16 protein-coding genes are annotated in these 17,130 nt (G+C 40.1%); 8 read left to right on the top strand and 8 right to left on the bottom strand.

The annotated features are described in order from the left end of the window. Positions 1-14: 14 nt before the first annotated feature. Positions 15-812, top strand: a complete 798-nt coding sequence (gene truA, locus SOI76_RS16405; protein ID WP_104080318.1) for a tRNA pseudouridine(38-40) synthase TruA — start codon at positions 15-17, stop codon at positions 810-812. A 242-nt stretch (positions 813-1,054) separates the two neighbouring features. Here the strand turns inward: truA and SOI76_RS16410 are convergent, their stop codons facing one another. Next, entirely contained in the window at positions 1,055-2,065 is a 1,011-nt protein-coding gene (locus tag SOI76_RS16410; protein ID WP_016142299.1) for an AraC family transcriptional regulator, read from the bottom strand. Positions 2,066-2,328: 263 nt separating this feature from the next. Here SOI76_RS16410 and infA point away from each other — a divergent pair, with 263 nt between their 5' ends. Next, positions 2,329-2,550: a translation initiation factor IF-1 gene (gene infA / locus SOI76_RS16415; RefSeq protein ID WP_001284370.1), complete on the top strand. Its 222-nt coding sequence runs from the start codon at positions 2,329-2,331 to the stop codon at positions 2,548-2,550. 51 nt (positions 2,551-2,601) lie between these two features. On the opposite strand, the gene SOI76_RS16420 is transcribed toward infA, so the two are convergent. Continuing rightward, positions 2,602-2,973: a lysozyme inhibitor LprI family protein gene (locus SOI76_RS16420; protein ID WP_032054336.1), complete on the bottom strand. Its 372-nt coding sequence runs from the start codon at positions 2,971-2,973 to the stop codon at positions 2,602-2,604. A gap of 175 nt (positions 2,974-3,148) precedes the next feature. Here SOI76_RS16420 and SOI76_RS16425 point away from each other — a divergent pair, with 175 nt between their 5' ends. After that, the gene (locus tag SOI76_RS16425) at positions 3,149-3,556 is read left to right on the top strand and encodes a hypothetical protein (RefSeq protein ID WP_104080317.1); all 408 of its coding nucleotides are present in this window, start codon (positions 3,149-3,151) and stop codon (positions 3,554-3,556) included. 52 nt (positions 3,557-3,608) lie between these two features. Here the strand turns inward: SOI76_RS16425 and leuB are convergent, their stop codons facing one another. The 4 genes from leuB to leuC all read right to left on the bottom strand — a co-directional run bounded on the left by leuB (position 3,609) and on the right by leuC (position 7,508). Beyond that, positions 3,609-4,688, bottom strand: coding sequence for a 3-isopropylmalate dehydrogenase (gene leuB / locus SOI76_RS16430; protein WP_002114882.1), 1,080 nt, complete (start codon positions 4,686-4,688; stop codon positions 3,609-3,611). 38 nt (positions 4,689-4,726) lie between these two features. Further along, the gene (locus SOI76_RS16435; RefSeq protein ID WP_104080316.1) at positions 4,727-5,311 is read right to left on the bottom strand and encodes a hypothetical protein; all 585 of its coding nucleotides are present in this window, start codon (positions 5,309-5,311) and stop codon (positions 4,727-4,729) included. Between the two features lie 112 nt (positions 5,312-5,423). After that, the gene (leuD, locus tag SOI76_RS16440) at positions 5,424-6,071 is read right to left on the bottom strand and encodes a 3-isopropylmalate dehydratase small subunit (RefSeq protein WP_104080315.1); all 648 of its coding nucleotides are present in this window, start codon (positions 6,069-6,071) and stop codon (positions 5,424-5,426) included. An 18-nt stretch (positions 6,072-6,089) separates the two neighbouring features. Beyond that, the gene (leuC, locus tag SOI76_RS16445; protein WP_205668474.1) at positions 6,090-7,508 is read right to left on the bottom strand and encodes a 3-isopropylmalate dehydratase large subunit; all 1,419 of its coding nucleotides are present in this window, start codon (positions 7,506-7,508) and stop codon (positions 6,090-6,092) included. A gap of 237 nt (positions 7,509-7,745) precedes the next feature. Between leuC and SOI76_RS16450 the strand changes: the two genes are divergently transcribed. After that, the gene (locus tag SOI76_RS16450) at positions 7,746-8,000 is read left to right on the top strand and encodes a DUF2061 domain-containing protein (RefSeq protein WP_171293238.1); all 255 of its coding nucleotides are present in this window, start codon (positions 7,746-7,748) and stop codon (positions 7,998-8,000) included. Between the two features lie 115 nt (positions 8,001-8,115). After that, a complete protein-coding gene (locus SOI76_RS16455; RefSeq protein ID WP_104080604.1) occupies positions 8,116-8,976 on the top strand; it encodes a LysR family transcriptional regulator in 861 nt (286 codons plus the stop codon). A 4-nt stretch (positions 8,977-8,980) separates the two neighbouring features. Here SOI76_RS16455 and SOI76_RS16460 read toward each other — a convergent pair whose 3' ends face one another. After that, positions 8,981-9,631, bottom strand: a complete 651-nt coding sequence (locus SOI76_RS16460; protein ID WP_104080605.1) for an HAD family hydrolase — start codon at positions 9,629-9,631, stop codon at positions 8,981-8,983. Positions 9,632-9,813: 182 nt separating this feature from the next. On the opposite strand from SOI76_RS16460, the gene nudH reads away from it, so the two are divergent. From nudH to katG, 3 genes are all read left to right on the top strand, one after another. Beyond that, positions 9,814-10,299 (top strand): RNA pyrophosphohydrolase, encoded by a 486-nt coding sequence (gene nudH / locus SOI76_RS16465; RefSeq protein ID WP_000567255.1) that lies wholly within the window; start codon positions 9,814-9,816, stop codon positions 10,297-10,299. 85 nt (positions 10,300-10,384) lie between these two features. After that, complete coding sequence (gene ptsP / locus SOI76_RS16470; protein WP_005066019.1) at positions 10,385-12,679, top strand: phosphoenolpyruvate--protein phosphotransferase; 2,295 nt, start codon at positions 10,385-10,387, stop codon at positions 12,677-12,679. A gap of 525 nt (positions 12,680-13,204) precedes the next feature. Further along, positions 13,205-15,361, top strand: coding sequence for a catalase/peroxidase HPI (gene katG, locus SOI76_RS16475; protein WP_104080606.1), 2,157 nt, complete (start codon positions 13,205-13,207; stop codon positions 15,359-15,361). A gap of 65 nt (positions 15,362-15,426) precedes the next feature. On the opposite strand, the gene SOI76_RS16480 is transcribed toward katG, so the two are convergent. Then, positions 15,427-16,479, bottom strand: a complete 1,053-nt coding sequence (locus SOI76_RS16480; RefSeq protein ID WP_104080607.1) for an MBL fold metallo-hydrolase — start codon at positions 16,477-16,479, stop codon at positions 15,427-15,429. Positions 16,480-17,130 lie beyond the last annotated feature (651 nt).

Below are 17,130 nucleotides of genomic sequence, written 5' to 3' on the forward strand. Positions count from 1 at the left end.
ATAGAGGTGAAGCTATGCAACGTTATGCAGTCGGTATTGAATTTAGCGGAGTTCAGTACCGAGGGTGGCAAACACAACAGCCAGGCGTTGCCAGCGTTCAGGAAACGATTGAGCGTGTATTGAGTAAAATTGCAGATGAGCCCATTGCACTTCACGGCGCAGGTCGTACTGATGCGGGAGTACATGCAACAAATATGGTGGCACACTTTGATACGAACGCTATTCGTCCAGAAACAGGATGGTTAAGAGGGGCAAACAGCCAACTGCCTAAAGATATTTCCATTCAGTGGATTAAACTGATGGATGAAAGTTTTCATGCACGCTTTAAAGCGACTGCACGACGTTACCGCTATATCATCTATAACGCAACTCATCGCCCAGCACTGTTACACAAGCAAGTTACGCACATTTACCAAAAACTAGATGTGCAAAAGATGATTGAAGCTGCCAGTAGGTTTGAAGGAACGCATAACTTTGAAACCTTCCGTGCAGCAGCCTGCCAGTCAAACCAACCTGTTCGACATGTAAAACATTGTCGTTTATTTGAACATGGACGCTATTTAGTTTTAGATATTCAAGCAGATGGTTTTTTACATCATATGGTGCGTAATATTGTCGGTTGCTTACTCGAAATTGGTCAAGGTATGTATGAGATTGATCATATCGATGCAATGTTTGCGGCGCAGGATCGTAAGGCAGCTGGGGTAACCGCCCCACCCGATGGCCTTTATTTTATTCAGTGTAATTATCCTGAGCAGTTTGATTTGCCACAGCCACCACTTGGGCCACATTGGCTAAACTTACCAGATTAAAATATTTAAAACTCAGTATCAAAATTAAGCATTAAATAAGATACGCGACAAAGTCATACGCAACCTGCCCTAAATATATAATTATATGTTTTTGCGATGCATTAGATATTGATAATTATCTAACAGGTTTTGCGTATGACAATGGTTTTGGTTACTTTTCCCGAAAGAAAAGTAACTCTAGCTGAAAGCCAATCCAATTATTAAAGCCTCAATGGCACGACTCCGTCATGACATAGAATAAATTAACGGTGTTGTTTACGCTTACGGTATTCCACAGGTGTTTCATTCGTCCAACGCTTAAATGCACGATAGAACGTACTTGGTTCAGAGAAACCGGTTAAATATACAATACGCTCAACACTCTCGTTGGTATTTGCCAAAAGCTTTTTAGCCAAACGGCAACGATAATCAGAAAGTATTTGTTGAAAACTGGTATTTGCCTCACTGAGCTGAGTACGTAAGCGACGAGGGGTAATATTCAACTGAGCAGCCACCGTTTCCAAGGTGGTTTCTCCGCTTTCTAGTGTTGAACCAATCGCACGACGAACTTCACCCACCAAATCATAACGGGCCAGTTCCTGCAATTTTTCAATTGCGAGCTGCTCATGCAATTGCAATAACTCAGGCTCTGCTTGCCAAAGCTGGAAATCTAAAATAGCAGGGTCAAAATATAAACGTGTCTCTTTCTGACCCAAGCTAACTGGGCAGCCGAATACACGAAAATATTCATCCTCAGAAGCACCTTCACTAAAATTAAAATCGATGAAGATAGGATGAAATTGCCCTTCGGTAATGAACTTAAAGAATCTAAGTATGCCTGAAATTGCACATTCAGAAAAATGACGGTTGACTAGATTGTCAGCGCCAATCTGTTCGCCATTGGTTAAATAACAACGTCCTTCTTCAACCACCAGTTTTGCATCAAAAGCATCACTAATGAGTCGTTGATAAGCTAAGGCTCGTTTTAAACCTTCACCAAAGGTTTCACTACTAATAAATAGATGTTCAATCACTTGCCCTCGATACAAAGGCAAATGCTCACCTAAATGCAGACCGATGTCTGGATCTTTACTGACTTCCTGAGCGGCAGTCCAAAAGGCGTACTGTGCACTTAAAGGTGTACGTGCATTGGTATCGACCTGATTTAAAGCAACTCCCGCTTTGGTTAATATTTCTTCTGTTGGCAAACCCGCACGACGAATCGCTTGGTAGCCAAAGCGTAATACAACTGATGCATCTGTTAGCTGACCCACGCAGTGCCCTTCCATGTAGATACTTCATTGATATTTAGGGCTGTTGACCTTTATGCAATTAACAGTCCCTAATAACTATGATTTTAGATTAGCGTTGATTGACCAAACTGACAACAGAATTACACTTCTTTTGTGAAAAAAATTACATCTTTTTTTATTAGTCATACTTTAACCAGATGCTTTAGCAGAAGTGTGTCTATCTTGTTTTTTTTAAAAAAATTGACTATAATTTGCGCCTTTCCAATTTGATCATCAGGTAGGCTATGGCCAATAAAGAGGAACTCATTGAGTTCGAAGGCGTTGTCACCGAAACGCTTCCTAATACGATGTTCCGTGTACGTCTTGAAAACGGTCACGAAGTTATTGCACACATTTCTGGTAAAATGCGTAAACACTATATTCGTATTCTTACTGGCGACAGTGTAAAAGTCGAAATGACTCCATATGACTTAACTAAAGGTCGTATTACGTACCGTGCTCGCTAATTAGTGAATGCAAAAAAGCCACTTCATGATGTGGCTTTTTTATTGCGTCATTTATTCATTTAAGCGACTGGTTTTACATCCCACCGTTTGGCATTCACGCAATCTTTCTTGCAGCCAATGGTTTCTTTCTTGCGTTGTCTGTAAACGACATTGCACGTCTACACTATTTCTATTTGAATCTGTACACTCGGCGTCACGTTGACGTATCCACGCGAGCTGAGACTTCTTAAGAATATTTTTCTGCGTGGTGTTTAACTTTACTCGCAGTGCTTGATAATTCTTATTCAGATCAGCATCAGCACTCGCATAAATTTTATTTGTACAGTAAATATCATCGTAAGTATTGCGGGCACTATCACAGTTATCTGCATAGACCGCAGTCATTCCAAAGCTGCATAAAAAAGCAAAAACTATTTTTCCCATACTTTTCTTCCTTAAGTTTTCTATGAAATTATTATTGAAGTGATTCGAATGTAATTGATAAATTGAAAGACAAATTTACCTTCCATTTATCATAATCCTCCTTTTTTACTTTACAAGCTTGCAAATACAACCTATTGTTCTTTAATAATAAATATAATTTTATATAGTGAGAAAAATGAACATATATACCCGCTGCCAAATTAGCTTATTATCTTTCATCATTATTTTTCTTAACGGTTGTGCTAACCACCCACGTCAATCCGTAGATTTACAGGAATATTTAAAGGGCTTTCTAGGCAAATCATCGGCTAGCATTCAACAAGATATCAATTTACGTAGTCTTGGTTTTCAAGTCGCCAACACTCCACAAAAAACATCCAACCAGCTCATCTATACGATTTTGCGTCCGTTAAGCATCCCAATCCCGATGGTGAGTAATGTCGATATGAGAGGTGGTTCTGTTCCCATACAAACAGGTAATTTGAGTGGTAATTCATATGATTTGAATTTCAACTGCAAAGTTATTTTTCAGCTTAAGAATGATATTGCCGAGTCAATTCAATATGAAGGTAAAGCCTGCTAAAACATAGGCACAAAAAAACGCAGCGTTGAGCTGCGTTTTTTATAAGAAGCTTTTAAGCAAGAGCAGCGACAACTGCCTCACCCATCTCAGCTGTACCAACTTTTGTCATGCCTTCAGACATAATATCTGCTGTACGCAAGCCTTGATCAAGTACTTGACCTACTGCATCTTCAATTGCTTTTGCAGCAGCTTCTTCACGGAAGGTATAACGAAGCATCATTGCAACAGAAAGAATAGTTGCCAATGGGTTCGCCACATTTTGACCCGCAATATCAGGTGCAGAACCGTGGCAAGGCTCATACATACCTTTGCCATTTTCATCTAATGATGCAGATGGCAACATGCCGATTGAACCCGTAAGCATTGCTGCTTCATCAGATAAGATATCGCCAAATAAGTTACCCGTTACGATTACATCAAACTGTTTAGGCGCGCGTACAAGTTGCATTGCAGCATTATCAACATACATATGTGAAAGCTGAATGTTTGAATAATTTGCTTGCTGTAAATCTGTGACCGTTTGCTTCCAAAGCTCTGTAACTTCTAAAACGTTAGCTTTATCTACAGAACAAACCTTTCCACCACGTAGACCTGCAAGTTCAAAAGCTACTTTTGCAATACGCTTAATTTCGCTTTCAGAGTAAACATCGGTGTTATAGCCTTGCTTTTCACCGTTTTCGAGTTCACGGATACCACGTGGCTGACCGAAATAGATCCCACCAGTCAATTCACGAACAATTAAAATATCTAAGCCCGCAACAATTTCAGGTTTTAAGCTAGAAGCATCTGCTAATTGTGGGTAAAGAATGGCTGGGCGTAAGTTAGCAAACAAGTTAAGTTCACTACGAATTTTTAACAGACCACGTTCAGGACGAATAGAGCGCTCAATGGTGTCCCATTTTGGTCCGCCTACCGCACCTAATAAAATTGCATCAGCTTTTTTTGCTTGTTCACTTGTTACTGCTGGGTACGGTTCACCATGCGCATCAATTGCAGCGCCGCCTAATAAGCCATGCTCCCAAGTTAACGATAAATTAAATTTTTCATTTACTGTATTTAATACTTTTTCTGCTGCCCCAACAATTTCAGGACCAATACCATCACCAGCTAAAATTAAAATCTGTTTAGACATGAACTTTTTCCATTTTCCAAAAACAAGCAGCGTTACAACTACCGTGGTGTTAGTTTTTTCTGTTCGAGGAATTCACCTAGCCCTGTTGTAACATCAAATGGTCGACAAAAACGGCGAACTACATGCCCATCTTGTTCTAAGTCAACACATAATGGATCTGGTACAGAAACATTCAGCAAACTACCCGAACGGTTAGTTTTGTCTCGGTACATTTTAAATGTATAGCGATGGTTGGCATTAAATTGGTGAATAACATGAATTGTTTCAGCCCGATCTGGAGAAATCGGATAGTAACGAATCACCACTTCATATTGTTTGGCAGGCACAGATAGATACAAACTATTGCTTTGACTTAACACCGAACCATTTAATCTCACAATTCCTTGATGAATTGCCTGATTACTAATACGACGTGTCTGTGCGTCAACAACAGTAATATCATTTAGTCGTTCAAATTCACAACTCTTCGCGCCCGAACAATATATTGCTGCATTCTGCCCCAAACTTTCTTGTTCAGCCTGCTTAATACGGACAGTATCCACTACATTGTAAGTGCTTTGACAAGCACTGAGTGTTATTGCGCACAGGCTCAACAAAAAGCTATGAGTAACGTTCCTCTTCATTGTTCAAGCCCAATCCTCATCTAGTGCATAATTCTAAGGTGTTTTTATGCTTTAGCATGTTAGCAAGAGTTTGAACGCTACGCCATGGCTATGTTTAAAATGTACCAAAAGGTTAATTTAACTCTTGGAATACCCAAGGACGAACTTGTTTAGTTTTTTCTTCATATGCGCGAATTGCGTCCGCATTTTGAAGAGTCAAACCAATATCATCCAAACCATTTAACAAGCAATGCTTACGAAATGGATCAACTTCAAATTTAAAAGCTTCACCCGTTGGCGTACGTACTTCTTGAGCTGCTAAATCAATTGTTAATTGATATCCGTCATTGGCAGCACATTCTTTAAATAACTGATCAACAATTTCTTCTGACAAAATGACAGGCAACATGCCATTTTTGAAACAGTTATTAAAGAAAATATCAGCAAAGCTTGGTGCAATAACAGTACGGAATCCATATTCATTTAATGCCCAAGGTGCATGCTCACGGCTTGAACCACAACCAAAGTTAGTACGAGCAATTAAAACAGTTGCTCCTTGATAACGAGGCTGGTTTAAAACGAAATCCGGATTTTTTGGACGTACTGAATTGTCTTGCCCTGGATAACCTTCATCTAAATAACGAAGTTCATCAAATAAATTGTCGCCAAAACCAGTGCGTTTAATCGACTTTAAAAACTGTTTTGGAATAATTAAATCTGTATCAACATTGGCACGATCTAATGGTGCAACGATACCTTGTTCAACTGTATAAGCTTTCATGGTTTGCTCCAGACCGAATTAAAATGAACGAACATCAACAAAGTGACCAGCGATTGCAGCCGCTGCCGCCATTGCTGGGCTCACCAAGTGAGTGCGACCGCCATTGCCTTGACGGCCTTCAAAGTTACGGTTAGACGTCGATGCACAGTGTTCACCCGGTTGTAACTTATCTGCGTTCATTGCTAAACACATTGAACAACCCGGCTCACGCCATTCAAAACCAGCTTCCAAGAAGATTTTATCCAAGCCTTCTTTTTCCGCCTGTTGTTTAACTAAACCAGACCCCGGAACAATCATAGCTTGCTTAATGCTAGAGGCTACTTTACGCCCCTTAACCACCTCAGCCGCAGCACGAATATCTTCGATACGAGAATTCGTGCAAGAACCAATGAAGACACGATCAAGTTGAATATCAGCTAATGCTTGACCTGCATTTAAGCCCATATATTGATAAGCACGCGTCCAGTCATTACGCTGAACATCATCTTTCGCTTGTTCTAAAGTTGGTACAGCTTCTGTGACCGGAATAACCATCTCAGGTGAAGTACCCCAAGATACTTGTGGTTCGATCTCTGCGCCATTTAACTCAACGACTGCATCAAATACTGCATCTTCGTCTGAATGCAAGGTGTTCCAGTAAGCAACTGCTTGTTCCCATTGCTCGCCTTTTGGTGCGTAGCTACGGCCTTTCACGTATTCAATAGTTTTGTCATCAACTGCAACCATACCGACACGAGCACCTGCTTCAATCGCCATGTTACATACTGTCATACGCCCTTCAATCGACATATCACGGAAAACCTGGCCACCGAATTCGATTGCATAGCCCGTACCGCCAGCAGTACCAATTTTACCGATAATCGCCAACACCACATCTTTTGGTGTTACGCCTTTACCCAATACACCATCTACGCGAACCAACATATTTTTAGATTTTTTCTGAATCAAACATTGTGTTGCTAACACATGTTCAACTTCAGATGTTCCAATACCATGCGCCAAGCAACCGAAAGCACCGTGAGTCGCTGTATGTGAATCACCACATACAACTGTCATGCCCGGCAAAGTTAAGCCCTGTTCAGGCCCAACTACATGCACAATACCTTGACGAATATCATTGATGCTGAATTCAACAATATTAAAGGCTTTACAGTTGTCATCTAAGGTTTGAACTTGAATACGAGACGTATCATCTTCAATACCGGCGATACCTTGGTCACGTTCTTTTTTAGACGTTGGAACGTTGTGGTCCGGTGTCGCGACATTTGCACTTAAACGCCATGGTTGACGACCCGCAAGTTGCAAACCTTCAAATGCTTGTGGACTAGTCACTTCATGCAATAAATGACGGTCAATATAAAGTAAACATGAGCCATCATCACGCTGTGAAACAACGTGGTCATCCCACAATTTGTCATATAAAGTTTTGCCTGCCATGTCGTCTTGCTCCATTGGACTGGGTAATTCTAATCTTTCTTCGATTATAGCCAGAGTTTTACATAAATCTAATTTATCATTTTTATAAATTAGAAAACTTTTTGGAATTAATCATAATCCTTTTGAGATACATCATATTTAATAAATCGTTTTTGTTAATGATTATCATTTGCATAATCAATTTTTAATCTTATACTCTAATCTCTATACTAAAAATATCTAAAGTGGCTAAAGAGAATGATCATGGCTAATATTCAAAAATTCGTTATAAATAATCAACGTACCTTAAAGAAAACCTTAAGCTATTACATTATGCATATTACTGTCGCAATGCTAGTCGCATACTTTGTAACAGGCAATATCTGGATGGCTTTAACATTAAGTATGCTTGAACCAACCGTACAAGCTTTTGCTTTTTTCTTCCATGAAAAAGTATGGGCTGCTAAAGATCGCCGCGTATCGGCCTTAGCTGAAAAAGAAACAGCGGCTTAGGCTAAGATTAGTGCGGTAATTCACAACTTTCTCACTCGATTCGCTGCAAGCATGATACGATTTTGGCTTGGCAACTTTAGCCTCTCGATTTTTCTATTCCAAGTTGAGTTGTATTATGAATCTTGCAGCCTTTGAAGCTTTTGTAAAAGTTATGGAAACAGGGTCTATCTCTGTGGCAGCAGATCAGCTATTTATTACTCAACCTGCTGTTACCAAACGGATTCATAGCTTAGAAGAATATTTTGGTGTAAAACTCTTTGAGTCCGCAGGCCGAGGTGTTCAAGCAACCCATGCTGCACATTCATTATTACCTAAAGTTAAAAACTGGCTAAATGAGCTGGGTGATATTCACCATACGCTTAGCCATGAACAAACTCAGGTGCAAGGCCGCTTAAAAGTCGGTACGAGTCATCATATTGGTTTGCATCATTTACCTGCACCACTTAAACACTTTGTTCAGCAATTTCCTCAAGTCACCTTAGATGTGCATTTTGTTGATTCAGAGCAAGCGCATGAACAAGTATTAGCTGGTGATTTAGAGCTAGCATTTTTAACGCTTCCACCTTCAGGTGATGAGCGTCTTAACTACATTACAATCTGGAATGATCCTTTAGTTTTTGTTGCTGCCCCTTTTCATCCAATAGCACAAAAAAAGAATCTCACCTTACAAGATCTCATTGAATATCCAAGCTTATTACCCGCTGCACAAACTTATACTGCTCAAATCACTTTGGCTGAGTTTGAAAAACAAGGGCTCAAACCAAAAATTACCATGAGCAATAACCCTCTTGAGTCTATTCGCATGTTGGTGTCGATTGGTTTAGGTTGGTCAGTTTTACCAAAAACTTTGCTGAATCAAGATATGCAGCAGCTTGATTTAAATGTTGAGATGAATCGTCAATTAGGAATGGTATGGCATCCTGCACGTACTCAATCTAGAGCCATGCAGGAACTAATTAAAATGATGCAGGAGTAGTCAATTAAATTGACCAGTCCTGAATTTCCCATTTATTTTCTTGAGCCAGTTTTTCAAGGCGATCATCAGGATTTACTGCAATTGCATGCGTTGCATATTCAAGTAAAAAACGGTCATTAATTGAATCGGAATACGCCCAAGATTCAAACACGTTACGACCTTCCAACCATGCATCTAGACGTGCAAGTTTGCCCTTTTGATAACACGCTAAACCAGCAACTTTACCTGTATATTTTCCGTCAGCCACTTCAGCATTGGTGGCTAAAATTTCAGTAATCCCAAATTCACGGAAAATCGGCGCAGTAATAAAATCACTTGTTGCCGTAATACCCACAATAGTATGGCCTAAATCTTGATGTTTTTTGATTGCATCAAAACCTTTTGGGCGCATTTGCGGACGAATCACTTTTTGCATGAACAATTGGTGAAGCTCAGTTAAGTAGTCATTGTCATGCTGCGTTAAAAATCCAAAAACAAATTCATTATAAGCATATGGGTCAAGTTGGCCTGCTTTGTAATCTTCATAAAATTTATCATTCATCTGACGATGATGAACCGGATCAACCAAACCTTCATTGACTAAAAATTCACCCCAAGAATGGTCTGAATCGGTATTTAACAAGGTATGGTCTAAATCAAACAACGCCAGTTTCATGAAAATTCTCGTTTAAACTGAAATTTAAGAAAAAAAATGTAAATCTATCTCCGCTAGTCGATAGAAATTCGTTAAGATCGTAGCAATTTAAACATTTTACTTTGATCTTTTCGAGCTGGACATAAAAAAGTGTTTGTCCCCGCGATTAAAGTCAACGATATATACAATATTTAGGTAGCCAAATGATCGACTCAGAAGGTTTCCGACCGAATGTCGGGATCATTTTGGCAAACGATGATGGACAGGTTTTATGGGCAAAGCGCATTGGTCACAATGCTTGGCAATTTCCACAAGGAGGCATCCAGTTTGGAGAAACCCCTGAACAGGCACTTTTTCGAGAACTGAGAGAAGAAATCGGCTTATTGCCCGAACATGTCCAGATTATTGCGCAAACCAAAGGATGGCTGCGTTATCGTTTGCCACATCGGTACATTCGGTCAGACTCTGACCCCGTATGTATCGGACAGAAACAAAAATGGTTTTTACTGAAGTTAACTGCGCCTGCAAAAAATATTCAGTTAAACCTCTCCGACCCGCCCGAATTCGATGAATGGCAGTGGGTTAGCTATTGGTATCCTCTTGGCCAAGTGGTGAACTTCAAGCGTGATGTTTATCGTAAAGCCATGGTGGAGTTGTGTACACAGTTGCCGATGCAACAATTACCCTAAAAATCATTTATCTAGCAAATGATTTTTATTAAAAGTGCTGTTATAAATACATTCATAGTCTAAAAAAATACTGGAGTATACATCCATGTCAAACATGCAACTCGACACTCTACGGCGCATTGTCCAAGAGGTTAATGCGTCCGTCAGTTTGCATGAATCGTTAGACATCATGGTCAATCAGGTCGCTGAAGCCATGAAAGTGGATGTTTGCTCTATTTATTTACTCGATGAACGCAATCAGCGCTATGTATTAATGGCCTCTAAAGGCTTAAATCCAGAATCTGTAGGCCATGTTTCTTTGCAACTCGGTGAAGGCTTGGTCGGTCTGGTTGGGCAGCGTGAAGAAATTGTTAACCTTGACAATGCACCAAAACATGAGCGTTTCTTGTATCTACCAGAAACAGGCGAAGAAATTTATAACTCTTTCCTCGGCGTACCTGTCATGTACCGTCGTAAGGTTATGGGTGTTTTGGTTGTACAAAACAAACTTCCTCAAGATTTTAGTGAAGCTGCCGAGTCTTTTTTAGTTACGCTGTGTGCCCAGCTTTCTGGCGTAATTGCCCACGCTCATGCAGTTGGAAATATTGATGTATTTCGCAAACCAAGTAATGGCCCTGCTTATAAAACCTTCCAAGGTGCTTCAGGTGCAGGCGGTGTTGCTTTAGGTCGCGCTATTATTTTATATCCGCCTGCCGATTTGGGTTCTGTGCCTGATCGTGAAGCAGAAGATATTAGCGATGAACTTCGAATTTTAGATCAAGCCATTTCATCAGTTCGTTCAGAGATTCGTTCTCTGGATGAAAAAATGCATGATTCTCTCATGGCCGAAGAGCGCGCTTTATTTAGTGTTTTCTTAAGAATGCTAGATGAAAATGCATTGCCAGCAGAAATTAAAGAACTCATTCGTGATGGACATTGGGCACAAGGTGCAGTACGTCGTGTCATTGAAAAACACACTGCCCTTTTTGCACAGATGGAAGATGACTATCTTCGTGAACGAGTTTCCGACCTTAAAGATTTAGGGCGACGTATTTTAGCCTCTTTGCAAGAAGAAGACTCTAGCCATCGTGACCTGAGTCCAGACAGTATTTTAATTGGTGAAGAAATTAGTACTGCTGCTCTCGTTGAGTTGCCAGTAGACAATATTGCAGCGATTGTGACATCCGAAGGTGCAGCCAACTCACATATGGTGATTGTGGCTCGTGCATTAGGTATTCCAACCGTAGTTGGTGTAACTGAACTGCCAGTGAACACACTTGATGATGCAGAAATGATTGTAGACGCCTATCAGGGCCGTGTTTTTGTTAATCCTCCACGTCGTTTACGCCAACGTTATAAGGAAATTCAAAAAGAAGATGAGCAAATCGCAAAAGATCTCAAACAATACGAGACTAAAGAAGCGATTACTCCAGATGGTGTATCTGTTCAGCTTTATGTAAACACGGGCCTCATGATTGACGTCGTACGTGGTGTACAACGTGGTGCTCAAGGTGTAGGTCTATACCGAAGTGAAATTCCCTTCATGTTACGGGAACGTTTCCCGGGTGAAGAAGAACAACGTGCAATCTACCGTCAACAGTTGAGCCACTTTGCCAACAAACCTGTGGTGATGCGAACTCTCGATATTGGTGCAGATAAAGATCTACCGTATTTCAGTATTGAAGAAGAAAACTCGGCTTTAGGCTGGCGTGGTATTCGTTTCACACTTGATCATCCCGAGATTTTTTCTTCACAAATTCGCGCTATGCTCAAAGCCAGCATTGGTTTAAATAATTTGCATATTTTATTGCCAATGGTTACTACAGTCAGTGAAGTCGAAGAAGTACTTTATTTGCTTGAACGTGACTGGATTGCGGTGCAAGAAGAAGAGCAAGTTAAAATTACCAAGCCGAAAATTGGCATTATGGTTGAGGTGCCGAGCGTACTGCTACAAATTGATGAGTTTGCTGAACTCGTCGATTTCTTCTCGGTCGGTTCAAATGACTTAACCCAGTATTTACTTGCAGTTGACCGTAATAATCCACATGTGGCCAACGTTTACTCGCACTTCCATCCATCCATTCTACGTGCGCTAACTCGCTTAGTTAAAGAATGCCATGAATATAAAAAACCTATCAGTATTTGTGGTGAAATGGCAGGTGATCCGTTATCGGCAATTTTGCTCATGGCAATGGGCTTTAATACCCTTTCGATGAGTTCGAGTAACATTTTGCGAGTAAGAAAAGCAATTTGTCATGTCCCTATGACAGATGCACAAAAATTGCTGGATGATGTCATGAAAATGAATAATCCACTCATCGTGAAAAGTTGGCTTGAGTACTATTTTAAAACCCACGGTTTAGCTGATATGGTGAAATCGAATCGAATCGTAAATGTTTAATATATAAACAATAAAGGAGAGCAATGCTCTCCTTTAATCCTTTGAGATCGCTTCTACCACAATTAAATACAAAAATTTCATCTCACTATTGCGCTCATCTTAATCTTTTAAATAAATATATAATCGGTTTTTTAAATCAATATTGACAGTTTAATCCATTTGAAAAATAAGACTCCTACTCCTAGTATATTTACAGAGCGTTATTAAAAGATCTTACGTTGTTCCAACAATTGAAGAGGTAATTCTATGCATCGTTATTTACAAGTTTCATCTTATTTTTCCTCTTGTTTTTTAACCTTCATGCAGTAAATTGGAGGAATAACAACTAAACGAATCTGATGCATTATTAAATAAAAAATAATGGGCTGACATCTCAGTGAAAAGACTTTTAAACGGTTTCTCTCACCATTTGTTCTCTCATTTCTTTATTTAGTAAACATGAGTTTTTAAACCAGAAGTCCAGGAAAATGAGCCCTAATATTTTTACGAAGAGCTCAATAATTATTACCCAGAGAGAATATAACCATGTCAGACGAATCAAAATGCCCTTTTTCAGGCCATAAATCAAAACCAGAGGTAACGGTCGGTGGTGGCACGCCTAGTTTACACTGGTGGCCAAAACAACTACGCGTCGACCTACTCAACCAACATTCAGAACGCTCTAATCCACTCGATAAAGATTTTGATTATCGTAAAGAATTTAAAAAAATCGACTATTATGCACTCAAAGCTGATATCAAAAATGTGTTAACCGATTCTCAAGATTGGTGGCCAGCCGATTGGGGAAATTATACAGGCTTATTTATCCGTTTAGCATGGCATGCTGCTGGCACCTATCGTATGGGTGATGGTCGTGGTGGTGCTGGCCGTGGTCAACAACGTTTTGCACCTTTAAATAGTTGGCCTGACAATGCAAGCCTAGATAAAGCACGCCGCTTACTTTGGCCTGTTAAACAAAAATACGGTCAAAAAATATCGTGGGCAGATTTATTTATTCTTGCCGGAAACATCGCACTTGAGTCTTCAGGCTTCCGTACCTTCGGTTTTGGTGCAGGCCGTGAAGATGTTTGGGAACCAGACAACGACGTAAACTGGGGCGATGAAAAAGAATGGTTAGCTCATCGTAATTCAGAAGCTTTAGAAGGCAGCAATCTAGCTGCAACCGAAATGGGTCTAATTTATGTAAACCCTGAAGGTCCGCAAGCCAGCGGTGATCCAAAATCGGCTGCACCATTTATTCGCGCGACTTTCGGCAATATGGCAATGGACGATGAAGAAATTGTTGCCTTAATCGCAGGCGGTCATACCTTAGGTAAAACCCATGGTGCTGGCTCTGCTGACCACGTTCAAGCTGATCCTGAAGGTGCTTCAATTGAACAAATGGGCTTTGGCTGGTCAAACAGTTTTGGTACTGGTGTTGGTAAAGATGCAATCACATCAGGTTTAGAAGTAATTTGGTCACAAACGCCAACTCAATGGAGCAACTACTTCTTTGAAAACCTATTCAAATACGAGTGGGTACAAGAGCGCTCACCTGCTGGTGCAATTCAATGGGTAGCAGCAGATGCTGAGGCGATCATTCCAGATCCATTCGACCCATCAGTTAAACGTAAGCCAACAATGCTTACTACAGATTTGACCTTACGTTTTGATCCTGAGTTTGAAAAGATCTCTCGTCGTTTCCTTAACGATCCACAAGCCTTTGCTAATGCTTTTGCCCGTGCATGGTTCAAATTAACTCACCGTGATATGGGACCAAAAGCACGTTATTTAGGTCCTGAAGTTCCGGCTGAAGATTTAATTTGGCAAGATCCATTACCTGCTGCTAGTGTTATTCCATCTTCTGCTAGTATTGATGAGGCAAAAGCAAAAATCGTTGCACTAGGGCTATCTGCTGGTGAGTTGGTTTCTCTTGGCTGGGCCTCAGCGTCAACTTTCCGTGGTGGAGACAAGCGTGGCGGTGCAAACGGTGCACGTATTGCGTTATCGCCACAACGCGAATGGCAAGTAAACAAAAAAGCTGTTGAGACTTTAACTAAAATTGAAGAACTCAAAGCATCTACTCAATTGTCACTGGCTGACTTAATTGTGCTTGCAGGTAACGTTGGCGTAGAGCAAGCTGCTCAAGCGGCAGGTTTCAATATTACCGTTCCATTTGCAGCAGGTCGTGTTGATGCATTACAAAGTCAAACTGATGTCGAATCTTTCCAATTACTTCTCGGCCTTGCCGATGGTTTTAGAAACTGGAAAAAAGACGGCGTCGGCGCATCAACTGAGGCATTATTAATTGATAAAGCACAAAAACTGACTTTGACTGCACCAGAATTAACTGCATTGGTTGGTGGGTTACGTGTACTGGGCACTAACTGGGATGGTTCACAACACGGTGTATTCACCCAGCAAGTTGGTGTACTCAGCACAGACTTCTTTACGAACTTACTCGACATGTCTACTGTATGGGCACCTGTTGATTCAACAAACGAAGTATTTGAAGGCAAAGACCGTAAAACAGGCGCAGTAAAATTTACTGCAACACGTAATGATTTAGTCTTCGGTTCAAACTCAATCTTACGTGCATTGGCCGAAGTTTATGCTCAAGCAGACGGTAAAGAAAAATTTGTTCAAGACTTTGTTGCTGCATGGACCAAAGTTATGAATCTTGACCGTTTTGACTTAGCATAATTTTGTCAAAATAATAAAAAGCCAGTTCGAATTGAACTGGCTTTTTTAATATCAAGTATTTAGTTTTAGACAGTCAGTTTATGCCCTTCCCGAATGCAATAAAAAGGATTAGCAAGCTTTGACGAGGCTTTAATTGCTTGACCTAGTGCATGCTCTGGATCTTCTCTGTCCTCATCAGTCAACTGGAAAGTCCGATAATGAATCGCAAGAGAACGATGAGCTTGTAAATCGAAATGTGCATGTAGTGCATCTTGTGGATTCATATGTACATAGCTCATCAGTTCACGTGGCTCATACGCACCTATTGGAAGTAAGGCTACTCGCGGCGCACCGTAACGAGCATGAATTTGCTTAAAGTGCCCTGCATAACCAGTATCACCCGCAAAGAAACAATGGCCTGTTTTAGCCACAACCGAAAAGCCACCCCAGAGTGCCTTATTCTGGTCGCGTAAACCACGGCCTGAACCATGCTGTGCAGGTGTATAGATTATTCGTAATTCGTGATAGGGAATTTCTTGCCACCAATCCATTTCAATCACATGGAACTCTTTAGGTAGATAAAACCCATTCCCGAGTCCAGTGTAAATTGGCATTGCGAATTTTTTGTGTAGCCATTCAAGCGTAGCCAAATCCATATGATCATAATGGTTATGGCTGAGTAGAACTCCATGAATTGTCGGTAATTGCTCTAGTGCAAAACCGGCAGGACATACACGGCGTGGTCCACGTCCATGGGAAGGACTGGCATAATCACACCACACTGGGTCAGTAATAAAGTTATAAGGTCCGATCTGAATCAGTACAGTTGCATGCCCAACAAACCAGACTTGCCAATCATCTAGATCTGCTTGAGGTCGATTTTGTGGCAATGCTACAGCCGTATTTATGCGGGTTTCATATTCATTTTGAATATCCACTTTCCATGTAAAAGACTCACGCGTAACTAACCAACGCAATAACTCTTTTGAACCACGTGCAGGTGATTTAGGCTGTTGATTATAAAAACGTGTATCCGTTTCATGCCCAGACTCGGGATGACAAAAAGGAGGTTTTATCCATGTATGCGTCCAACAGGACTGAGTCGGCAATTGATATGTTAATGTCGGCTTGTCTTTCATGGGCTTTTCTATGTTTTAGCATCAGCAGAATGGATGTGTTCAGGTTTCTATCTTAACGATTAAAAGAAATTAAGCTATGGCACTTACACTTATTTATCATATAAATATCCTTTTTACCGTGGACACAGCCAACCTAAGTCGAATTAGAGTGCCATAAAAAACACATAGATGTGTTGGGTTTATGCGTCAGTAATTACCATTCTTATTAAGACCTATTGTATAACATAACAATTAGAGAAAACCTAAAGCCACCATAAAACCGTACTGTTTCCTCTTTATCGCTTCCAATTTTTAACTTTGAATTAGTTTGCTCAACAAAAAATAATATATTTAGTAACAATTACAGTTCAGTAGATTTAGGCGGCCTACAAGTTATAAAATTATTATATTATTCTCGTTTTTGCATATTATGAGAATTTCTTAAATGAATATTCAAAACATTTAAAAAATTCTTTGATTAAGTAAAGATAATGTATTTGTTGACTAATCAATAATATATTTTATGAATTATTAAAGCCTACTCCCCTATATTAAATCTTTAATGAAAATTAAAATTCCATTTATTTTATAAATACCTAAAGCACCTTCACGCTATATCTATTTATGCTTTATACTTCACTTAAATCATAGTAAGACATTTTTTGGATTAGT

This window comes from Acinetobacter pittii (assembly GCF_034064985.1).
Lineage (GTDB): Bacteria > Pseudomonadota > Gammaproteobacteria > Pseudomonadales > Moraxellaceae > Acinetobacter > Acinetobacter pittii_H.

What these genes read in the sequence shown, in the direction of transcription:
- truA (WP_104080318.1), top strand. Translation starts at nt 15, where the DNA reads ATGCAACGTTATGCAGTCGGTATTGAATTTAGCGGAGTTCAGTACCGA.
- infA (WP_001284370.1), top strand. Translation starts at nt 2,329, where the DNA reads ATGGCCAATAAAGAGGAACTCATTGAGTTCGAAGGCGTTGTCACCGAA.
- SOI76_RS16420 (WP_032054336.1), bottom strand. Translation starts at nt 2,973, where the DNA reads ATGGGAAAAATAGTTTTTGCTTTTTTATGCAGCTTTGGAATGACTGCG.
- SOI76_RS16425 (WP_104080317.1), top strand. Translation starts at nt 3,149, where the DNA reads ATGAACATATATACCCGCTGCCAAATTAGCTTATTATCTTTCATCATT.
- leuB (WP_002114882.1), bottom strand. Translation starts at nt 4,688, where the DNA reads ATGTCTAAACAGATTTTAATTTTAGCTGGTGATGGTATTGGTCCTGAA.
- SOI76_RS16435 (WP_104080316.1), bottom strand. Translation starts at nt 5,311, where the DNA reads ATGAAGAGGAACGTTACTCATAGCTTTTTGTTGAGCCTGTGCGCAATA.
- leuD (WP_104080315.1), bottom strand. Translation starts at nt 6,071, where the DNA reads ATGAAAGCTTATACAGTTGAACAAGGTATCGTTGCACCATTAGATCGT.
- leuC (WP_205668474.1), bottom strand. Translation starts at nt 7,508, where the DNA reads ATGGCAGGCAAAACTTTATATGACAAATTGTGGGATGACCACGTTGTT.
- SOI76_RS16450 (WP_171293238.1), top strand. Translation starts at nt 7,746, where the DNA reads ATGATCATGGCTAATATTCAAAAATTCGTTATAAATAATCAACGTACC.
- SOI76_RS16455 (WP_104080604.1), top strand. Translation starts at nt 8,116, where the DNA reads ATGAATCTTGCAGCCTTTGAAGCTTTTGTAAAAGTTATGGAAACAGGG.
- SOI76_RS16460 (WP_104080605.1), bottom strand. Translation starts at nt 9,631, where the DNA reads ATGAAACTGGCGTTGTTTGATTTAGACCATACCTTGTTAAATACCGAT.
- nudH (WP_000567255.1), top strand. Translation starts at nt 9,814, where the DNA reads ATGATCGACTCAGAAGGTTTCCGACCGAATGTCGGGATCATTTTGGCA.
- ptsP (WP_005066019.1), top strand. Translation starts at nt 10,385, where the DNA reads ATGTCAAACATGCAACTCGACACTCTACGGCGCATTGTCCAAGAGGTT.
- katG (WP_104080606.1), top strand. Translation starts at nt 13,205, where the DNA reads ATGTCAGACGAATCAAAATGCCCTTTTTCAGGCCATAAATCAAAACCA.
- SOI76_RS16480 (WP_104080607.1), bottom strand. Translation starts at nt 16,479, where the DNA reads ATGAAAGACAAGCCGACATTAACATATCAATTGCCGACTCAGTCCTGT.